Source organism: Tsukamurella sputi (assembly GCF_007858445.1).
Classification (GTDB): domain Bacteria; phylum Actinomycetota; class Actinomycetes; order Mycobacteriales; family Mycobacteriaceae; genus Tsukamurella; species Tsukamurella sputi.
Genome location: NZ_VIGV01000002.1, coordinates 385,986 through 403,325 on the forward strand (window position 1 = coordinate 385,986; position 17,340 = coordinate 403,325).

Genomic DNA, 17,340 nt, shown 5'->3' on the forward strand with positions numbered 1-17,340 from the left:
ATGAAACCGAGCCGCACTCGGCCGAAACCACGCCTCCCACGCCTTGTTGACAGTGCTTACATCAGGCTCTACCCTCGATGTAAGCACCGCACACATCAGCAAGGCGAGGAGCCGCACATCATGACCGCAGCAACCGACACCGTCGAGGTCGACCTGGGCGGGCGCACCGTCGAGGTCCCGAAGAACGGGCTGTACGACCGGTATCGCATGGACACCCCGCTCGATGAGGTCGCCCAGGATCCGCGCGTCCCGGGCGTCGACTTCTTCCGCACCCTCCCGAAGACGCGGGTCGACTCCCCCATCGGTCCCACCCGGACGCCGAACTTCTACTACGCCATGTCCTCGGCCCGGCTCACCATGCTCGCGCCGACCGGTGCGATCCGCCGGCGCCTGCCCGACGAGCTCGCTCCGCTGCAGGTCGCGCCGGGCCTCGGCCTCGCATCGGTGATCTTCTTCCGCTACGACGTCTGCGACATCGACTACTACACCGAGGCCGCCGTCGGCGTCGCAGTCCGTCCGGCCCGGCACGGCGGGCCCGGCATCGCCGATCTGGCCTCCGCGCTCGGCGACGACCACCTGCACTCCTACGTCTTCTCGCTGCCCGTCAACACCGAGATCGCCCAGGTGCGCGGTCACGACGGCTACGGCTTCCCGAAGTGGGTCACCGACCTCGACGTGGACATCTCCGCCGAGCGCACCAGCGCTCGCATCGCCAACGCCGACGGTGGCGTCGACGTCGCGTTCTCGGCGCGCACCCCGCGGCAGCGCACCCACGCGAGCGGTGCGAAGGTCTCCTCGCTCACCTCGTACACCCGGCGCGACGGGGCCTGGTTCTCCACGCTCAACCAGACCAACGTCCTCGCGAGCGGCTCGTCCCTGCTCCCGCGCGGCCTTGATCTGACGCTGGGCGAGGGCCGCATGTCCGACGACCTGCGTTCACTCGAGCCCATCCGCACGATCCGGCTCGACGTGAACACTGGAGCGCAGGCGGCCCTGCACATGCCCGTCCCGTTCTCCGTCCGCTGACCGTCTCACCCGACCGAAAGGCACCCGACATGACCTCCGTCCCCACCGCCATGCGCACGATCGTCGTCGACGACGAGAAGAACCTCGTCGTCGACGAGATCCCCACCCCCGTTCCCACTGCCGGCGAGGTCCTCGTCCGCATCGAAGCTGCTGGTATCAACCGCGCCGACCTGATGCAGCGTCAGGGCCTCTACCCGCCGCCGCCCGGCATCACCGACGTCATGGGGATGGAGATCTCCGGCACCGTCGTCGCGCTCGGTCCCGACGTCGACGGACCGGCCGTGGGCGATGAGGTCTGCGCATTGATGGCCGGTGGCGGGTACGCCGAGTACGCCGTGGTCCCGGCCGCCCAGCTGCTGCCCGTTCCCGCCGGCGTCTCGCTCGTCGACTCGGCGGCGCTGCCGGAGGTGGCGAGCACCGTCTGGTCGACCATCGTCATGGACGCCGGCCTGAAGGCGGGCGAACTCCTGCTCGTGCACGGCGGCGGTAGCGGCATCGGCACGCACGCGATCCAGGTCGCCAAGGCGCTGGGCGCGCGGGTGGCCGTCACGGTCGGCTCGGAGGGCAAGGCGCAACGCTGCCGGGAACTCGGCGCCGACATCGTGATCAATTACCGCGAGCAGGACTTCGCCACGGAGCTGGCCGGCCAGGTCGATGTGATCCTCGACATCATGGGCGGCAGCTACCTCCCCCGGAACGTCGACGCTCTCGGCATCGGCGGACGCCTCGTGATCATCGGGATGCAGGGCGGCTTCACGGGCGAGGTGAACGTCGGCGCACTCATCGGCAAGCGTGCCCGCATCATCGGTCTGAACGTGCGGAACCGGCCGCTGACCGGCCCCGGTTCGAAGGCCGAGATCGTCGCCGCGGTCACCGCGGACGAGTGGCCACTCGTGGAACGAGGGCTCATCACGCCCGTGGTCTCGGCGCGCCTCCCGCTGGCCGAGGCGGAACAGGGGCAGGCACTCCTCGAGTCGAAGGACTCCGTCGGCAAGGTCCTGCTGCTGCCGCGGGAAGGCTGACGCCACCAGCCGATTCGCCTCCGGGCGCAACGTTTGTGTAACTTGTTGCTCGCCCGATGGGCACGCGGATGTAGCGCAGTTGGTAGCGCATCACCTTGCCAAGGTGAGGGTCGCGGGTTCGAATCCCGTCATCCGCTCAAGGAGCCCCGGCCGCGTACGCGGCCGGGGCTTCAGCCATTTTCACGTACTGTGGCGACCATGACCGCCGACCTCTTCCGGAGACCGCCCCGCTGGGGCGAGCTCTCCGCGCCGTGGGTCGCCGTCGTCGCTCTGTTCGTCGCCGGCGTCGGGATGTCCGACGGTGCCGCTGCCCTCGTGGGGATCGCCCTCGCCGTCGCGGTCGCCGCGCTGTGCCACGCCTCCACCGAACGAGATGCGGGCGCACCGTCGGGACCCGCGGCGGGACGTGAACCGGACCAGCGACTCCGCGGCGCCTATCGCCGCAGTTCCATGCCCAACGGGGCGGGCCGGCCCCGTCGACCTCGAGCACCGGGCTACGCCGCCACCGCGGCGTAGCCCTTCCTTCCTTCGGCACACGCCGCACACGCAGATCCCCTTCCCCGTGCGCGTCGCGGTGACTCGCGCGCGCCCTGCCTGTGAGGTGCTTCCGTCATGCTCGATGTCGTCTACTACCCCATTTCCGCGGTGCTCTGGCTCTGGCACCGCGCCTTCGGCGCTCTTCTGGGCGCGGACAACGGCTTCGCCTGGGCCCTGTCCGTCGTCTTCCTCGTCTTCACGGTGCGCGCCCTGCTGCTGTGGCCCGGCATCGTCTCGGCGCGGACCGGCCGTCGCCTGCAGAAGATGCGGCCCGAGCTGGATGCGCTGCGCACGAAGCACGGTGCGGACACGCAGAAGCTCGCCCTGGAGACGCAGAGGCTCCAGCGCGAGCACGGCGTTCGGCCGATGCTCGGCTGCCTGCCCGCGCTGGTCCAGATCCCGGTCTTCTTCGGCCTCTACCACGTGCTGCGCTCGTTCAACCGCACCGGAACCGGCGTCGGACAGCTCGGCCTCACGCCCGAGCAGAACGCGACCACGGCGAACTACCTCTTCTCGGCGCACGACGTCCAGTCCTTCCTCGCCGCCCGGCTGTTCGGCGCGCCGATCTCCGTCTCGATGTCCAGCTCCGACACCGTGCTCGCGTCGTTCGCGCAGTTCGGTGGTGTGCCCAGCCTCGCGACGATCGCGGCCGTCGCCCTCCCGCTCATGCTGATCGCGTGCCTCGCGACGCACATCAACACCCGCTTCTCGCTGAGCCACCAGAGCGCCGACCCCTCGAATCCGATGCAGGCCGACCTGACGCGGAAGCTGATGCTGTGGGTCATGCCGGTCGGCAGTGTCGTCGCCGGACCTGTGTTGCCGATCGCGATCCTGCTCTATTGGGTCGCCAACAACGCCTGGACCTACGCCCAGCAGCACCTCGTGCACGCCGTTCTCGAAAGAGAGGAGTCGCGCGGCTCGGCCCGCAGTAGCGTGTGACGAGGACCGCGATCGATCGACTCAACACGGGAGCGACCATGGCTACGACGGTGACCGACGAGCAGATCCAGGACCTGGTGCAGGCCGCACACCCGTTCAGTCTGGTCCTGCTCCGCTGGGGGCCGAGGCGCCGACAGGACGGCGCCGAGGCGATCGAACGCGAGCATCAGCGGCGCATGGTGTCGCTGCGCGCGGACGGGGTGATCGCCATCCTGTGCCCGATCCTCGACGACGCGATGGCCGGCATGGCGGTCATGACGGTGCCCGTCGAGCGAGCACAGGAGATCATCGCTGACGACCCGTGCGTCCGCGCCGAGATGATGCACAGCGAGGTGTACCCCTGCCTGAGTTTCCCCGGAGACTCACTGCCCGGGTGATCGTGGCGGCCGCGACCGGCGGGAATGGACGGAACCCGGTCGGCTGTCCACCGCCGGTGACCGCCTGCTAACTTCCGAGCGTGAGCGAATCCACACCGGAGCAGGCCCTGGGCGACCGCGTCCGTGCCGCGTACGCGGCGATCACCGACGAGGCGCGCGCCGAGAAGGTGGCCAAGCAGCACGCGCGGGGGAAGATGACCGCCCGCGAGCGGGTGGCTCTGCTCGCGAACGGTGGCTTCCACGAGTTCGGCGCGCTCGCCGGGCCGGGGCCGGCCCAGCAGGGTGCCGCTCCTCTGGTCGCTCCGGGAGACGGCGTGGTGACCGGTATCGGGTACGTCGACGGCCGGCCCGCGGCGATCGCGGCCTTCGACTTCACGGTGCTCGGCGGCAGCAACGGTGCCACCGGCATGGCGAAGTTGGACCGGTGCGCCGAGCGCGCGCTGCTCGACGGGATTCCGCTGATCATGCTCATGGACGGCGGCGGCCACCGCATGCAGGAGGCGCTCGACTCCCGCCTCGCCGCACCGGGGTCGAAGCTGCTCCTGCGCCTGGCCGACCTGTCCGGCCACGTGCCCCTGGTGGCCGGGATGATGGGCCCCGGATTCGGTGCGCCCGCGAACATCTCGGCGTGCTGCGACTTCGTGACCATCGTCCGGGGCATGGGCACCATCGGGATCTCGTCGGCGCCGTTGGTACAGGCGGCCACCGGCGAGAACCTCACCAACGAGGAGATCGGCGGCGCGGACCTGCAGGCGGAACGCGGTGTCGTCGACGTGGTCACCGACACCGAACAGGAGTCGGTGGACGCGATCCGCGCCTTCCTCAGCTACCTTCCCGCGTCGTCCGCCGGCGAACCGATGATCTCCGCGGGCCCCCACGAACCCGGTGACACCGCCGACGGCCTCGACACCCTGGTCCCGTCGTCGATGCGGCAGGCCTACGACGTGGTGGACGTGATCGAGGGCATCGCCGACATCGACACCGTCTTCGAGCTCAAGCGGCTGCACGCTCCGAACATCGTGACCGCCTTCGCCCGGATCGACGGGCGCCCGGTGGGCGTCGTCGCGAACCAGCCCCGCTTCCACGCGGGCGCGCTCGACGCCAACGCGTGCGAGAAGGCCGCGCACTTCATCGCCGTCTGCGACACCTTCGGGCTGCCCCTGCTGATCCTCATCGACCTGCCCGGCTTCCTCGTCGGCGCGGGCGCGGAGGAGACGAACCTGGTACGGCGCAGCGCGCGCCTCGGCTACGAGCTGGCGGCGGCGACGGTGCCGCGGTTCGTGATCGTGACCCGCAAGGCCTACGGCGCGGCGTACATCGCGATGGGCGGCGGCCGCAGCATCGAGGCCGACCTCTCGCTGGCGTGGCCGACGGCGGAGATCTGCGCGATCCCCATCGAGAGCGCCGTCGACCTCGCCTTCCGCTCGCAGTACGAGGCCGCACCCGATCCGGCGAAGGCCCGCGGCGATCTCATCACGCTGTTCCAGGCCAACGTGGATCCGCTGCTCGCGGCCGACGGCTTCGGGATCGACGACGTGGTGCTCCCGTCGGCGACGCGTCCGATGCTCGCGGAGGCGCTGGGCCGGGTCCGGCGGCGGCCGCCCCGGGTACCGCACAAGCGCAGGTCGATCTCGCCGATCTAGCACCCCTTTCTCAGGCCCGACGGTGCCGCCGCACCGCGTCCGTGTTGGCGCAGCGGGGCGAACAGTAGGACTGCCGGCCACCCCGGCTGGTGTCGGCGAACACCCGGGCACAGCCCGCTCGGGCGCACGCGCCGAGCCGTGCGCCCTCGGCCTCCGTCGTGAAGATCGCGAGCCCGCCAGCGGTCACGGCCTTCACGCGCCCCAGCAGGGACTCGGCCTCGGGAGTGAAGTGCAGATGGGGGCGCCAGTCGTCGTGCGCGGTGAGGTAGATCCCGGCGGTGCCCTCCTCCAGGAGGCGGTTCACCGCGGCGCATCGATCGTCGACGGTCGTCGCGACGAAGGGGGCCCGCAGCAACACCGTCCACGCCCCGAGGCCGTCCACCGCACCGTCGTCGATGTCGATCCGGCGGATCTCGTGTTCGTGCAGCGCGCCGACCACCCGGTCCTCGGACCAGTCACCGTCGGCAAGGAGGTTGACCAGGTCGACGGAGAGCCGCACCCCGGTCATGTTGTCGTGATCGAACTGCACGGATCGATCATCCCGCTCGCACGGTGATCCCGGGTCCCGACACGGGCACCTCGGCGCTCGCGCCCACGAGCTTCATCCGCCGAGCACCGCAGGCGCAGCGCTGGTACATCACGACCCCTTCGCTGGTCGGATGATGCGATTCGGTCTCCCACGTGTGGATCCGCGTCTCGTTCTGGTTCATGCGTTTCAGCGTGCGACCGGCTCATTGGACGTTTCAACCGTTACACCCCGTGGACGACGGCCCGACATTCCGGCGTACCCTAGGGGGGTATTATGGGTTGTGCGGACAGGAAAGGCGGGAGCGGTGATGAATCCGACTGGAACCCGCCCCGGCGGGACCACTGTCGATCTCGAGATCGAGGGCATGACGTGCGCCTCGTGCGCGAACCGTATCGAGCGCAAGCTGAACAAGCTCGACGGGGTCCGCGCCTCCGTCAACTTCGCCACTGAGAGGGCCCATGTCACCGCGCCGTCCGGTACCGACGTGGCAGTCCTGCTCACGACCGTCGAACAGGCCGGGTACTCCGCGCACCTACCCGTCCCGCCGAGCGCCGGCGAGAGCGAGCAGGCCGGTCACGCCAACGAGGCCACCGCCGCGCTGCGCCGCCGACTGCTGGTCAGCGCCGCGCTGACGATGCCGGTCATCGCGATGGCGATGATCCCGGCACTGCAGTTCGACCACTGGCAGTGGCTGTCCCTGGCCCTCGCCTCGCCGGTGGCGGTGTGGGGCGCGCTGCCCTTCCATCGCGCGGCGTGGACGAATCTCCGGCACGGCGCCGCCACGATGGACACCCTCGTCTCGATCGGCGTGCTCGCCGCGTTCGGCTGGTCGGCGTACGCGTTGTTCTGGGGCTCGGCGGGTATGACCGGCATGAAGCACCCCTTCACCGTGACGATCGAGCGGGCGGACGGCGCCGCCAACATCTACCTCGAGGCCGCGGCGGGTGTCACCACCTTCCTCCTCGCAGGCAGGTACTTCGAGGCGAAGAGCAAGCGGCAGGCCGGCGCCGCCCTCCGCGCCCTGCTGGAGCTCGGAGCGAAGGACGCGACCGTGCTCCGCGACGGCACCGAGACGCTCGTCCCGATCGACGACCTGCTGGTCGGTGACGAGTTCGTGGTGCGGCCCGGCGAGAAGATCGCCACCGACGGCATCGTCGTCGCGGGCAGGTCCGCGGTCGATGCGTCGATGCTCACAGGGGAGGCGGTCCCGGTCGAGGTTCGCGTCGGCGATCCCGTGACCGGGGCGACGGTCAACGCCGGCGGCCGGCTCGTCGTCCGCGCGACGCGCATCGGTGCGGACACCCAGCTGGCCCGGATGAGCCGTCTCGTCGAGGACGCGCAGGCGGGCAAGGCCACCGTGCAACGGCTGGCCGACCGGATCTCCGGCGTCTTCGTACCGATCGTCCTCGCGATCGCGGTGGGTGCGCTGGGGTTCTGGCTCGGCACCGGACATCCCGTCTCGACGGCGCTCACCGCTGCGGTCTCGGTGCTCATCATCGCCTGCCCCTGCGCACTCGGCCTCGCAACCCCGACGGCCCTGCTCGTCGGCACCGGACGCGCCGCACAACTCGGCATCCTCATCAAAGGTCCCGAGGCCCTGGAGAACACCCGGGGCATCGACACCGTCGTCCTCGACAAGACCGGGACCGTGACCACCGGCGTCATGACTCTGCAGGCCGTGCACCCGGCCGCCGGCTCCTCCGGCGACGACGTCCTCGCTGCCGCCGCGGCACTGGAGGCCGCTTCCGAGCACCCGATCGCGCGCGCCGTCGTCCGCGCCGCACCGCCGCCACTCGCCCCGGTCGAGGACTTCGCCGCGGTCCCCGGACTCGGCGTCCGCGGCGTCGTCCGCGGACGCACGGTGACCGTCGGGCGGCCGCGCCTCCTCGACGAGGACGCGATGCCCTTGTCCGCCGACCTGCGCGCGGCGGTCCACGAGGCCGAGCACCGGGGCCAGACCGCGATCGCCGTCGGCTGGGACGGAGCCGCACGTGGCGTGCTCGTCGTCTCGGACGAGGTCAAGGCCACCTCGGCGGCCGCGATCGACGAGCTGCGAAGAATGGGCCTGCGCCCGCTCATGCTCACCGGCGACAACGAATCCGCCGCCCGCTTCATCGCGGCCCGGGTCGGCGTCGACGAGGTCGTTGCCGGCGTGCTGCCCGAGCAGAAGGTGGAGACGATCCGCCGGCTCCGGTCCGAGGGACGGTCGGTCGCGATGGTCGGCGACGGGGTGAACGACGCCGCCGCGCTCGCCACCGCCGACCTCGGCATCGCCATGGGGACCGGCACCGACGCCGCGATCGAAGCGGCGGACCTCACACTGGTCAGCGGCGACCTGCGGACCGTCGTGGACGCGGTCCGACTCTCCCGGCGCACCCTGCGCACCATCAGGACGAACCTGTTCTGGGCCTTCGCCTACAACGTGGCGGCACTCCCTCTCGCCGCCGCCGGACTGCTCAACCCGATGCTCGCCGGCGCCGCGATGGCGCTGTCCTCCGTCTTCGTGGTCGCCAACAGCCTGCGACTGCGGAGCTTCCGCCCCCAGAAGGGATACTGATCGCCATGACCACCGTGAACGACAACGGCGAGCACCACGCCGGCCCGCATGGATACATGTCCGACAAGGACGAGTACCTCAAGCGGCTGCGGCGCATCGAGGGGCAGGCGCGCGGCCTGCAGCGGATGGTCGAGGAGGAGAAGTACTGCATCGACATCCTCACGCAGGTCTCCGCCATGACCAAGGCGCTGCAGGCCGTCGGGCTGGGGCTGCTCGAGGATCACATGAGTCACTGCGTCGTGGATGCGGCCCGCTCCGGCGACGAGGCGGAGACCGCGGCCAAGATCAAAGAGGCGTCCGACGCGATCGCCCGCTTCACCCGCTGAACCACGCGGCCCCTCGCGGCGGAATCGGCAGAATCGGCGGACGGAAAGATCGCAAACCCCTGGCCCAATTACGACACGTTCCCGTACAGTGTCTGTTGTCAGTGAAGTGAGACGTGTCTCACACTCCGGCACCCTCACCCATGCACCCGCCCGGCCCCACACCTAGCCGGGCGGGTGTTGGTGTGTTCAGGGGCTACTTCGCTTCGGCGGAGGCGAAGCGCGACAGCGCCAGCAGACGCGACGTGGCGCGCAGGTACTTCTTGCGGTAGCCGCCGGCCAGCATCTCGGCGGTGAAGATCTCGTCGAGCTTCGCTCCGGACACCAGGACCGGGATGCCCGCGTCGTAGAGCCGGTCCGCGAGCACCACGATGCGCAGCGCCACCGTCTGATTGTCCGCGGGGTGCACACCGCTGATGCAGACCTTCGAGATCCCCTCGACGAGCTGCTTGTACCGCGAGGGGTGCAGCTTCGACAGGTGCAGGGACAGCGCGTCGAAACTGTCGAGCGTCGCCGTCGGATCCGCCTCCGCGATCGCGACGAGCTCATCGTCCGAGAGGGGGTCGGGCGCTGGCGGCAGGTCGCGGTGCCGGTAGTCGGGGCCGTCGACACGGACGGACTCGAACACCGAGCTGAGCTTGTTGATCTCCCGAAGGAAGTCCTGGGCGGCGAACCGTCCCTCTCCCAGCTGCCCGGGCAGTGTGTTCGACGTCGCGACGATGGACACGCCGCGCGCCGACAACTCGGTCAGCAGCCGCGACATCACCATCGTGTCGCCCGGATCGTCGAGCTCGAACTCGTCGATGCAGATGACGCTGTGGTCGGCCAGGTACTCGACGCACTGGTTGAAGCCGAGCGCGCCCACGAGGTGCGTGTACTCGACGAAGGTGCCGAAGGACTTCGGCGACGGGACGCTGTGGAAGATCGACGCCAGGAGGTGGGTCTTACCGACGCCGAAGCCGCCGTCGAGGTAGAGGCCCACACCGTGCGGCGGGGTGCTCTTGCGGCCGAAGAGGCCCTTCTTGTTCCGCTGCTTGGTCAGCTTGATGACATCGTCGACGAACCGCCGGCCGATCTTCACGGCCGCCGCCTGGGTCGGCTGGTTCGGGTCCGGGATGTAGGAGTCGAAGCTGACCTCGCTGAACATCTCCGGGGGAACGAGCTGCTCCACCATCTGCTCCGGCGTCACCGTCGGGTTGCGATCCACGAGATGCAGCGTCATGAGTGGTGATCATATCCGCTGGTCGTCACCGTCGAAAATCCCGCGCTACGGTCGTGACGTGATCGAGCCACTGCCCGCGGACGACGCCGCCCTCGCCCTCGCCTACGCCCATCCCGCCGCCGAGGGACGCGCCTACGTGCGCGCCAACATGATCAGTTCCCTCGACGGGTCGTCCACCGCGGCAGGACTGTCCGGCGGTCTCGGCGGCGACGGTGACCGACGGGTCTTCCGCGCCCTGCGCGCCGCCGCCGACGTCGTCCTCGTCGGTGCGGCGACGGTGCGCGACGAGGACTACGGCACACCCGAGCACCCCGCGCTCGCGGTCGTGACGCGCGGGACGCTCGCCCGGACCCCGCGCCTGTACCCCGCGGACGGGCCGGAACCGATCGTCTACTCGGGACACGGCGGATCGGTGGACCTGCACGCGGTGCTCGACGACCTGTACGCCCGCGGCCACCGCCGGGTGCTCGCCGAGGGCGGCCCCGGCGTCCTCGGCGCGCTGCTCGCGGCGGGACTCGTCGACGAGCTGTGCCTGACGATCGCACCGATCGTGGCGGGCGGCGACGGCAAGCGGATCGTGACCGGCCCCGACCTGCCGCTCGACCGCTGGCACCGGCGCCACGTCCTGGCCGACGACGAGGGCTACCTCTACTCCCGCTGGGCGCGCTGACGCCCCGCACGCGCCGATCTGGTTACTGTGAACGGCATGCCCTCCGCGCGCACCCGAGCACTCGCCGCCGCCGGGATCGCCGTCGGCGCCATCGTCGCGGTGTCCGCCTGCGCACCGGTCCCCGCTCCCACCCCCGATTACGTCACGGACTTCGGGAAGGACGGCGGCGCACCGTCGAAGGCGCAGGACAAGGGCCCGTCGGGGCCCGAGTGGAAGGCCTCGGCGAAGGATCCGCTCGCCTGGCAGGACTGCACGAACCGCCTCGCGACCCGCTACGACACTCCCCCCGCCGCGAACGCGACCCTGCAGTGCGCCTCACTCACCGTCCGGGTGGGCGACTCCGGCGCGCCGCTGCAACTGTCCGTCACCCGGGCGCGGGTTCCCGGAACTCCCGACGGTGCGGCCCCGCTGGTCCTCGTGGGTGGTACCGAGTTCACGGGACAGCGGGCACTGGCCACCCTCGCCGCGGGCGACAGCCCCGTCCTGGCGAACCGCGCCGTCGTCGCGGTCGAGCGGCGCGGCATCGGCTCGTCGGGGGCGCTGTCCTGCCGCACTCCCGCCGACCAGTCCGTTCTGCGCAGCGGCGGGACCGCGGGCCCCGGCCTGGACGCGCGCATCGCGAAGATCGGCGAGTCCGCGCAGAAGGCCGCCACCGCCTGCGGTGACGTCTACTCCGCGACGATCGCGGACTTCACCGCCGCAGCCGCGGCGGACGATCTCGAGTCCCTCCGCACGGCATGGAACGTGCCGGCACTGGGACTGCTCGCCGTCGGCGACGGTTCGACGACGGCCCTCGCGTACGCCGCCGAACACCCCAAGCAGGTGGCGCGCCTGGTCCTCGACTCCCCCGTCCGGTACGGGGGAACGGAACTCCAGCGGCTCGAGGACGCCGCCCGCGGTACCTCGGCCACCGTCGACGCCGTCACGGCGCAGTGCGGCCCGACGTGCGCCCTCGGCGCGGATCCCGCGGCCGCGATGCGGGCCGTCATCGACGACGCCGCCGCGGGACGGCTCGGCCCTGTCACCGATTCCGATGTCCGACGGGCCGTCGTGGTCACCCTCGGCATCGGCCCCGGCGACCGGGACGCCCGCATCACCCGCCTCGCGACCGCACTGCAGAGCGCCCGCTCGGGTGACGCCGCACCGCTGCGCGCCGTGCTGCGTGCCGCGGACGAGGCCCTGGGCACCGACGGCCAGTTCGTCGCCCGGTGCTCGGACGCCGTCGCCAAGGCGTCTCCCGACCAGATCGCCGCCTCCGCCCGGAAGTGGGACCCGGAGTTCCGGCTCGGTGCGGCCACCGCACTCGAGCTCGGCGGCTGCTCCGCCTGGCCGACGATGCCGGCCCCACCGAAGCTGACCGACCTGTCCGTGAAGTCGGTGGTCGCGACCGCGGCGGCGGATCCGCTCTCCGCGCGCACCGCACTCGACACTCTGACCGGCCAGCTCACCGTCGTCGGCGCGCAGCCCGCGGCCATCACGTGGGCCGGCCTGGGCGACGGCGCCGTCGTCCGGTCGTCGTGCGTGCAGAAGTCGCTGATCGGTTACCTCGACCGGCTCGACGCACCGTCGACCCGCGCCTGCCCCGCCTGATCGCACCACCCCGCTCAGGCGGACCCGGGCGGGCCTCCCGTCGGCCGCGGCACCGTCGGATACGGTTTAGCGGTGTCGTCAGTAGCCCCCGCGCGGATGAAGTCCGATCCCGGCCTCGTGGTCAAGGCCATCCTGTGGCCGCTCGCCCTGCTCACGCTGTTGCAGCGGCTCATCGTCCTGGTTCCGAACGGGAACAAGACCGACGATTTCACCACGGTCTACGCGGCCGCCGTCCGTTTCCTGCGGCACGAACCCGTCTACACGGAGAACTACGACACCGTCGACCCGCACTACCTGTACCCGCCGTCGGGCACGCTGGTCATGGCGCCCTTCGGGTACTTCGATCCGGAGACGGCGCGGTACATCTTCGTCGGGCTGAGCACCATCGCGCTGCTCCTCGCGCTCTACGTACTGCTCCGGATGTTCGGCTACGGCCTGAACTCCGTCGTCGCGCCGGTCGTGCTGTTCTTCGCGGTCACGACCGAGGCCGTGACCAGCACCCTCGTCTACACGAACTTCAACTGCTTCGTGCTGCTGGCCGAGGTGGCGGCGATGGCGCTGCTGCTCAAGCGGAAGGACCTGTGGGCCGGCGTTCCGCTGGGCCTGTCCTTCGCCGTCAAGCCGCTGTTGTTCGTGATGCTCCTGCTGATCGTGGCGAACCGGCAGTGGAAGGCCCTGATCGGCGCGATCGGCATCCCCGTGGTGTTGATGGGCGTGGGCATGCTGTTCTCCGCGGACCGCACCGAGTTCTTCCACAAGACACTGCCGTACCTCGGGCAGGCGCGCGACTACTACAACAGTTCGATCGCCGGTAATGCGCAGTACTTCGGCCTGCCGACCTGGCTGGACTACTTCCTCCGCGCCGCGGTGGTCGTCATGGCCGCCGTCACGCTATGGCTGCTCTGGAGGTTCTACCGCTCGAGCAACGAGCTGCTGTGGCTCGCAACCTCCACCGGCACCCTGCTCACCACGTCGTGGCTCGTGATGTCGCTGGGCCAGGGCTACTACTCGATGCTGCTGTTCCCGATGCTCATGACGGTGGTCTTCCGCAGCTCGGTGATGGGCAACTGGCCGTCGTGGGTCGCGGTGTACGGCTTCCTCAGCTACGACTTCTGGCTGTCGGGCAAATGGCCCGCCTTCGGGCGGTCGCTGGCCTACCTCAAGTGCACCCTCGGCTGGTCGCTCCTGATCATCGTGCCGTTCTGCGTGCTGCTCTTCCGGTACCTCGACGCGAGGGCGGAGAACCGTCTCGACGAGGGCATCGACCGGCCGCTCGCGCCCGACGAGGAGCCCGGGAAGCACGAGCTGGCACCATCCGCCGCACGCGGTTAAGTTGGAGGAATGAGCGAGGCCAGTACTCCCAAGCCCAAACTGCAGCTGAGCGATTCGGAGTGGCGGCAGCGCCTCACGGCGCCCGAGTTCCGCGTCCTGCGGCAGGCGGGCACCGAGGCGCCCTTCACCGGTGAGTACACCGACACCAAGACCTCCGGCGTCTACCGCTGCCGCGCCTGCGGCGAGGAGCTCTTCCGCTCGGACACGAAGTTCGATTCGCACTGCGGCTGGCCGTCGTTCTTCTCACCGCTCGCCGGCGACAAGATCATCGAGCGCGTCGACACCTCCCTCGGCATGCGCCGCGTGGAGGTGCTGTGCGCCAACTGCGGCAGCCACCTGGGCCACGTCTTCGAGGGCGAGGGCTACGACACCCCCACCGACCTGCGCTACTGCATCAACTCGATCTCCATGCGGCTGGAGCCGGACGAGGCGTGAGCCTCGCCCGGCCCGCCGTCACGGCAGAGCGGTGACGAGTTCGCTCACGCCCGTTCGCGGTCCGGAGAAGAAGGGCGTCTCCTCGCGGGTGTGGCGCCGCGCGTCGGTGGCGCGCAGGTCGCGCATCAGGTCGACGATGCGGTGCATCTCCGGGGCCTCGAAGGCCAGCAGCCACTCGTAGTCGCCGAGCGCGAACGCCGGCACGGTGTTCGCACGGACGTCCGGGTAGCCGCGCGCGGCCCGCCCGTGATCGGCCAGCATCGTGCGCCGCTCGTCATCGGGCAGCAGGTACCACTCGAGGCTGCGCACGAAGGGGTACACGCAGATGTACGCGCCCGGATCCTCTCCCGCGAGGAAGGCGGGGATGTGGCTCTTGTTGAACTCCGCCGGACGGTGCAGCGCGGTGCTGGACCACACCGGATCGCTCGCGCGGCCGAGCGCGGTGCTGCGCCGGAAGTCATTGTAGGCGGCCTGCAGGTCCTCGAGCTTCTCCGCGTGCCACCAGATCATGAAATCGGCGTCGGCACGCATGCCCGCGACGTTGTAGACACCGCGGACCACCAGATCGCCCTCCTGGATCTTCGCCAGGAAGGCCTCGGCCTCGGCGGCCGCCGCGGACCGCTGCTCGTCGTCGCCCAGCTCCCCCGGCGAGATCGAGAACACCGAGAACATGAGGTAGCGAACGGTCGAATTGAGCTCCGCGTAATCCAGTTTGGCCATGCCACCGATGGTAGTCCCGCGCACGGGACCGCCTCAGGACAGGTCGGCCAGCACCCGCTGCGCCGCGGCCTCCGCGCGGGCGATGCACGCGGGCACGCCGACGCCGTCGAAGTACGCGCCCGCGAGCGCCAGGCCCTTCGGCGTCGCCTCCTCGATCGCCGCGAGCGTCTGGCGATGGCCGGGGAGGTAGACGGGAATGCCCTCGTACCAGCGCTGGACGTGCGCGGCGGTCGGTTCGACGGTGAGCCCGAGCACGTTCGCGAGATCGTCCCGCGCCGCGGCGATCAGCCCCGCATCCACATCGTCGACGATCCGGCTCACGCCGAGACGGCCGAAGGACAGGCGGACGGTGCCATCGGGCAGGTGGTCCCACTTGCGGCCGGAGAGCGTGAGCGCCTTCGCGCTGACCTGCTCGCGGCTCGCCATGAGAACGCCGGAGAGTTCGGGCAGCTCGACGTCCTCGGGCAGCCGCAGCGTCACCAGCGCGGAGCTGGCGGCGGGAATCGCGCCCACGGCGGTGCCCAACTCGGGCAGGCTCATCCCCACGAGGCGCCCCACCTGCGGCGCCGGCACGGCGAGCACGACCGCGTCGAACATGGAGCCGCGCAGGCTCCAACCCGGCCGCACCTCGGGGACGGGCGCACCGAGCATGATGCGGTCGCCCAGTCGCTCCGTCAGGGCGTCGAGCAACTGCTGATAGCCGCCGCGGAAGGCACCGAAGACCGGGGTGTCGACCGGCTCGCCCAGGACGTCGCGCACGGCCTCGCCGAGCGACGACGCGCCCTCGTCGAGCCGGGTCGCCAACGCGGGCAGTGCCGCCCGCACGGAGACGTCGTCGGCGTGGGCCGCGTACACCCCGGCCACCATCGGGTCGACGCTGCGTTCGACGACCTCGTCACCCAGGCGCGAGCGGACGAGCGCACCGATCGAGGCGTCCGCCCCCGGGTTCCAGCGCAGCGGGATCCGCACCTCGTCGGCGTCCCCCGGTACCCCCATCAGGGTGCGGCCGAAACCGCCCCGGAGCGCACCGTCGGCGAACAGGGCCGGGCGCCGTCCGGACGGCTCGACCACGTCGTCGGCGAGGCCCAACTCCGCGGCGAGATCCAGGACCTCGGGACGGCGCCGGACGAAGGCCTCCGCTCCCACGTCGAGGCGGGTGCCGCCGATGGTCTCCGAACGCAGCTTGCCGCCGACGCGATTACCCGATTCGAAGACGGTGACGCGCGCGCCCGCCTGCTGCAGGCGCAGCGCCGCGACCAGACCTGAGATGCCCGCCCCGACGACGGCGACGTTGCTCACAGCTCGTGCACCAGGTCGACGACGCGCGTGAGCACATCGGGATCGGTCGACGGGAGAACGCCGTGGCCCAGGTTGAAGACGTGTCCGATCGCCCCGGCCGCGAGTGCGGCGTCGGCGTCGGCGACGACCCTGCGCACCTGCTCCTCGACGGTGTCGCGGTCCGCCATCAGGGTCGCCGGATCGAGGTTGCCCTGCAGGGCCTTCCCCGCCCCGACGCGGCGCGCGGCCACGTCGAGCGGGACGCGCCAGTCGACGCCCACCACGTCGGCACCGGCCTCCCCCATGGCTCCGAGCAGCTCGCCCGTGCCGACACCGAAGTGGAAGGCGGGCAGCGCCGGTGCGCTCTGCCGCAGGGCCGCGAAGACCTTGGCCGAGTGCGGCTGCACGTACTCGCGGTAGTCGGCGAGCGAGAGCGCGCCGGCCCAGGAGTCGAAGAGCTGGAAGGCCTGCACACCCGCGTCCGCCTGGACCCGCAGGAAGGTGATCGCGACGTCGGCCAGTGCGTCGAGTAGCGCGTGCCAGGTCTGCGGCTCGGAGTACATCAGCGCCTTGGTGCGCTCGTGATTGCGGCTGGGGCCGCCCTCCACGAGGTACGAGGCGAGCGTGAACGGGGCACCCGAGAAGCCGATGAGCGCGACGCCGGCGGGCAGTTCGCCGCGGAGCAGACGGACCGCCTCCGCGATGGGCTCGACCTGGGCGGCGTCGAGGTGCGGCATCGCGGCCACCGCGGCCGCGTCGCGGATCGGCTGCTCGACGACGGGGCCGATGCCGCTCACGATGTCGAGGTCGACGCCCGCCGCCTTGAGCGGGACCACGATGTCGGAGAACAGGATCGCCGCGTCGGTGCGGTGCCGGCGCACGGGTTGCAGCGTGATCTCGCACACCAGGTCGGGGCGGAAGCACGACTGCAGCATGCCGACGCCCTCGCGCGCCTTGCGGTACTCGGGCAGCGAGCGCCCCGCCTGCCGCATGAACCACACCGGGCGGTGGGCGGGCGTGCGCCCCGCCGCCGCGTCGAGCAGCGGATACGCCGTCGCTCCGGCCGTCGTCGATCGATCCTCGTTACTCATCGTCAACGATCATGTCATGACCTCCGCGTCCGTAGGCCGAGGCCTGCGG

Annotated in this window: 18 protein-coding genes and 1 tRNA gene; 13 read left to right on the forward strand and 6 right to left on the reverse strand. The window is 70.8% G+C overall.

The features are described from left to right. The first annotated feature begins 120 nt into the window (after positions 1-120). The 7 genes from FK268_RS07085 (at position 121) to FK268_RS07115 (ending at position 5,544) form a co-directional block, all read left to right on the forward strand. Positions 121-1,026: an acetoacetate decarboxylase family protein gene (locus FK268_RS07085; RefSeq protein WP_146432592.1), complete on the forward strand. Its 906-nt coding sequence runs from the start codon at positions 121-123 to the stop codon at positions 1,024-1,026. A 50-nt stretch (positions 1,027-1,076) separates the two neighbouring features. Beyond that, positions 1,077-2,048, forward strand: coding sequence for an NAD(P)H-quinone oxidoreductase (locus tag FK268_RS07090; protein ID WP_146433419.1), 972 nt, complete (start codon positions 1,077-1,079; stop codon positions 2,046-2,048). 64 nt (positions 2,049-2,112) lie between these two features. Continuing rightward, a tRNA-Gly gene (locus FK268_RS07095) sits at positions 2,113-2,185 on the forward strand. Positions 2,186-2,246: 61 nt separating this feature from the next. Further along, complete coding sequence (locus FK268_RS07100) at positions 2,247-2,564, forward strand: DUF6412 domain-containing protein (protein ID WP_146432594.1); 318 nt, start codon at positions 2,247-2,249, stop codon at positions 2,562-2,564. Positions 2,565-2,660: 96 nt separating this feature from the next. After that, positions 2,661-3,524: a membrane protein insertase YidC gene (gene yidC, locus FK268_RS07105; RefSeq protein ID WP_146432596.1), complete on the forward strand. Its 864-nt coding sequence runs from the start codon at positions 2,661-2,663 to the stop codon at positions 3,522-3,524. Between the two features lie 38 nt (positions 3,525-3,562). Then, complete coding sequence (locus tag FK268_RS07110) at positions 3,563-3,901, forward strand: YciI family protein (RefSeq protein ID WP_146432598.1); 339 nt, start codon at positions 3,563-3,565, stop codon at positions 3,899-3,901. A gap of 80 nt (positions 3,902-3,981) precedes the next feature. Continuing rightward, the gene (locus FK268_RS07115; protein ID WP_146432600.1) at positions 3,982-5,544 is read left to right on the forward strand and encodes an acyl-CoA carboxylase subunit beta; all 1,563 of its coding nucleotides are present in this window, start codon (positions 3,982-3,984) and stop codon (positions 5,542-5,544) included. A gap of 10 nt (positions 5,545-5,554) precedes the next feature. On the opposite strand, the gene FK268_RS07120 is transcribed toward FK268_RS07115, so the two are convergent. Both FK268_RS07120 and FK268_RS24640 read right to left on the reverse strand, forming a co-directional pair. After that, positions 5,555-6,073: a CGNR zinc finger domain-containing protein gene (locus FK268_RS07120; RefSeq protein ID WP_146432601.1), complete on the reverse strand. Its 519-nt coding sequence runs from the start codon at positions 6,071-6,073 to the stop codon at positions 5,555-5,557. Between the two features lie 7 nt (positions 6,074-6,080). Further along, on the reverse strand, positions 6,081-6,254 hold the full coding sequence (locus FK268_RS24640; RefSeq protein WP_166443460.1) for a hypothetical protein: 174 nt from the start codon (positions 6,252-6,254) through the stop codon (positions 6,081-6,083). A gap of 126 nt (positions 6,255-6,380) precedes the next feature. On the opposite strand from FK268_RS24640, the gene FK268_RS07125 reads away from it, so the two are divergent. Further along, entirely contained in the window at positions 6,381-8,630 is a 2,250-nt protein-coding gene (locus FK268_RS07125) for a heavy metal translocating P-type ATPase (protein ID WP_146433421.1), read from the forward strand. Between the two features lie 5 nt (positions 8,631-8,635). Then, positions 8,636-8,956, forward strand: a complete 321-nt coding sequence (locus tag FK268_RS07130) for a metal-sensitive transcriptional regulator (RefSeq protein WP_146432603.1) — start codon at positions 8,636-8,638, stop codon at positions 8,954-8,956. A gap of 193 nt (positions 8,957-9,149) precedes the next feature. On the opposite strand, the gene zapE is transcribed toward FK268_RS07130, so the two are convergent. Further along, entirely contained in the window at positions 9,150-10,175 is a 1,026-nt protein-coding gene (gene zapE, locus FK268_RS07135) for a cell division protein ZapE (protein ID WP_146432605.1), read from the reverse strand. A gap of 58 nt (positions 10,176-10,233) precedes the next feature. Here zapE and FK268_RS07140 point away from each other — a divergent pair, with 58 nt between their 5' ends. The 4 genes from FK268_RS07140 to msrB all read left to right on the forward strand — a co-directional run bounded on the left by FK268_RS07140 (position 10,234) and on the right by msrB (position 14,202). Beyond that, positions 10,234-10,845, forward strand: coding sequence for a dihydrofolate reductase family protein (locus tag FK268_RS07140; protein WP_231706965.1), 612 nt, complete (start codon positions 10,234-10,236; stop codon positions 10,843-10,845). Between the two features lie 36 nt (positions 10,846-10,881). After that, positions 10,882-12,435, forward strand: coding sequence for an alpha/beta fold hydrolase (locus FK268_RS07145; RefSeq protein ID WP_146432608.1), 1,554 nt, complete (start codon positions 10,882-10,884; stop codon positions 12,433-12,435). A gap of 72 nt (positions 12,436-12,507) precedes the next feature. Further along, positions 12,508-13,767: a glycosyltransferase family 87 protein gene (locus FK268_RS07150; RefSeq protein ID WP_231706966.1), complete on the forward strand. Its 1,260-nt coding sequence runs from the start codon at positions 12,508-12,510 to the stop codon at positions 13,765-13,767. 9 nt (positions 13,768-13,776) lie between these two features. Then, positions 13,777-14,202: a peptide-methionine (R)-S-oxide reductase MsrB gene (gene msrB / locus FK268_RS07155; protein WP_146432610.1), complete on the forward strand. Its 426-nt coding sequence runs from the start codon at positions 13,777-13,779 to the stop codon at positions 14,200-14,202. Between the two features lie 18 nt (positions 14,203-14,220). Here msrB and hemQ read toward each other — a convergent pair whose 3' ends face one another. The 3 genes from hemQ to hemE are packed head-to-tail and all read right to left on the reverse strand — an operon-like array spanning position 14,221 to position 17,291. Next, positions 14,221-14,922, reverse strand: coding sequence for a hydrogen peroxide-dependent heme synthase (hemQ, locus tag FK268_RS07160; protein WP_146432612.1), 702 nt, complete (start codon positions 14,920-14,922; stop codon positions 14,221-14,223). 33 nt (positions 14,923-14,955) lie between these two features. After that, positions 14,956-16,221, reverse strand: coding sequence for a protoporphyrinogen oxidase (gene hemG / locus FK268_RS07165; RefSeq protein ID WP_146432614.1), 1,266 nt, complete (start codon positions 16,219-16,221; stop codon positions 14,956-14,958). Further along, complete coding sequence (gene hemE, locus FK268_RS07170) at positions 16,218-17,291, reverse strand: uroporphyrinogen decarboxylase (RefSeq protein ID WP_146432616.1); 1,074 nt, start codon at positions 17,289-17,291, stop codon at positions 16,218-16,220. The genes hemG and hemE overlap by 4 nt, the downstream gene beginning before the upstream one ends. Positions 17,292-17,340: the final 49 nt, after the last annotated feature.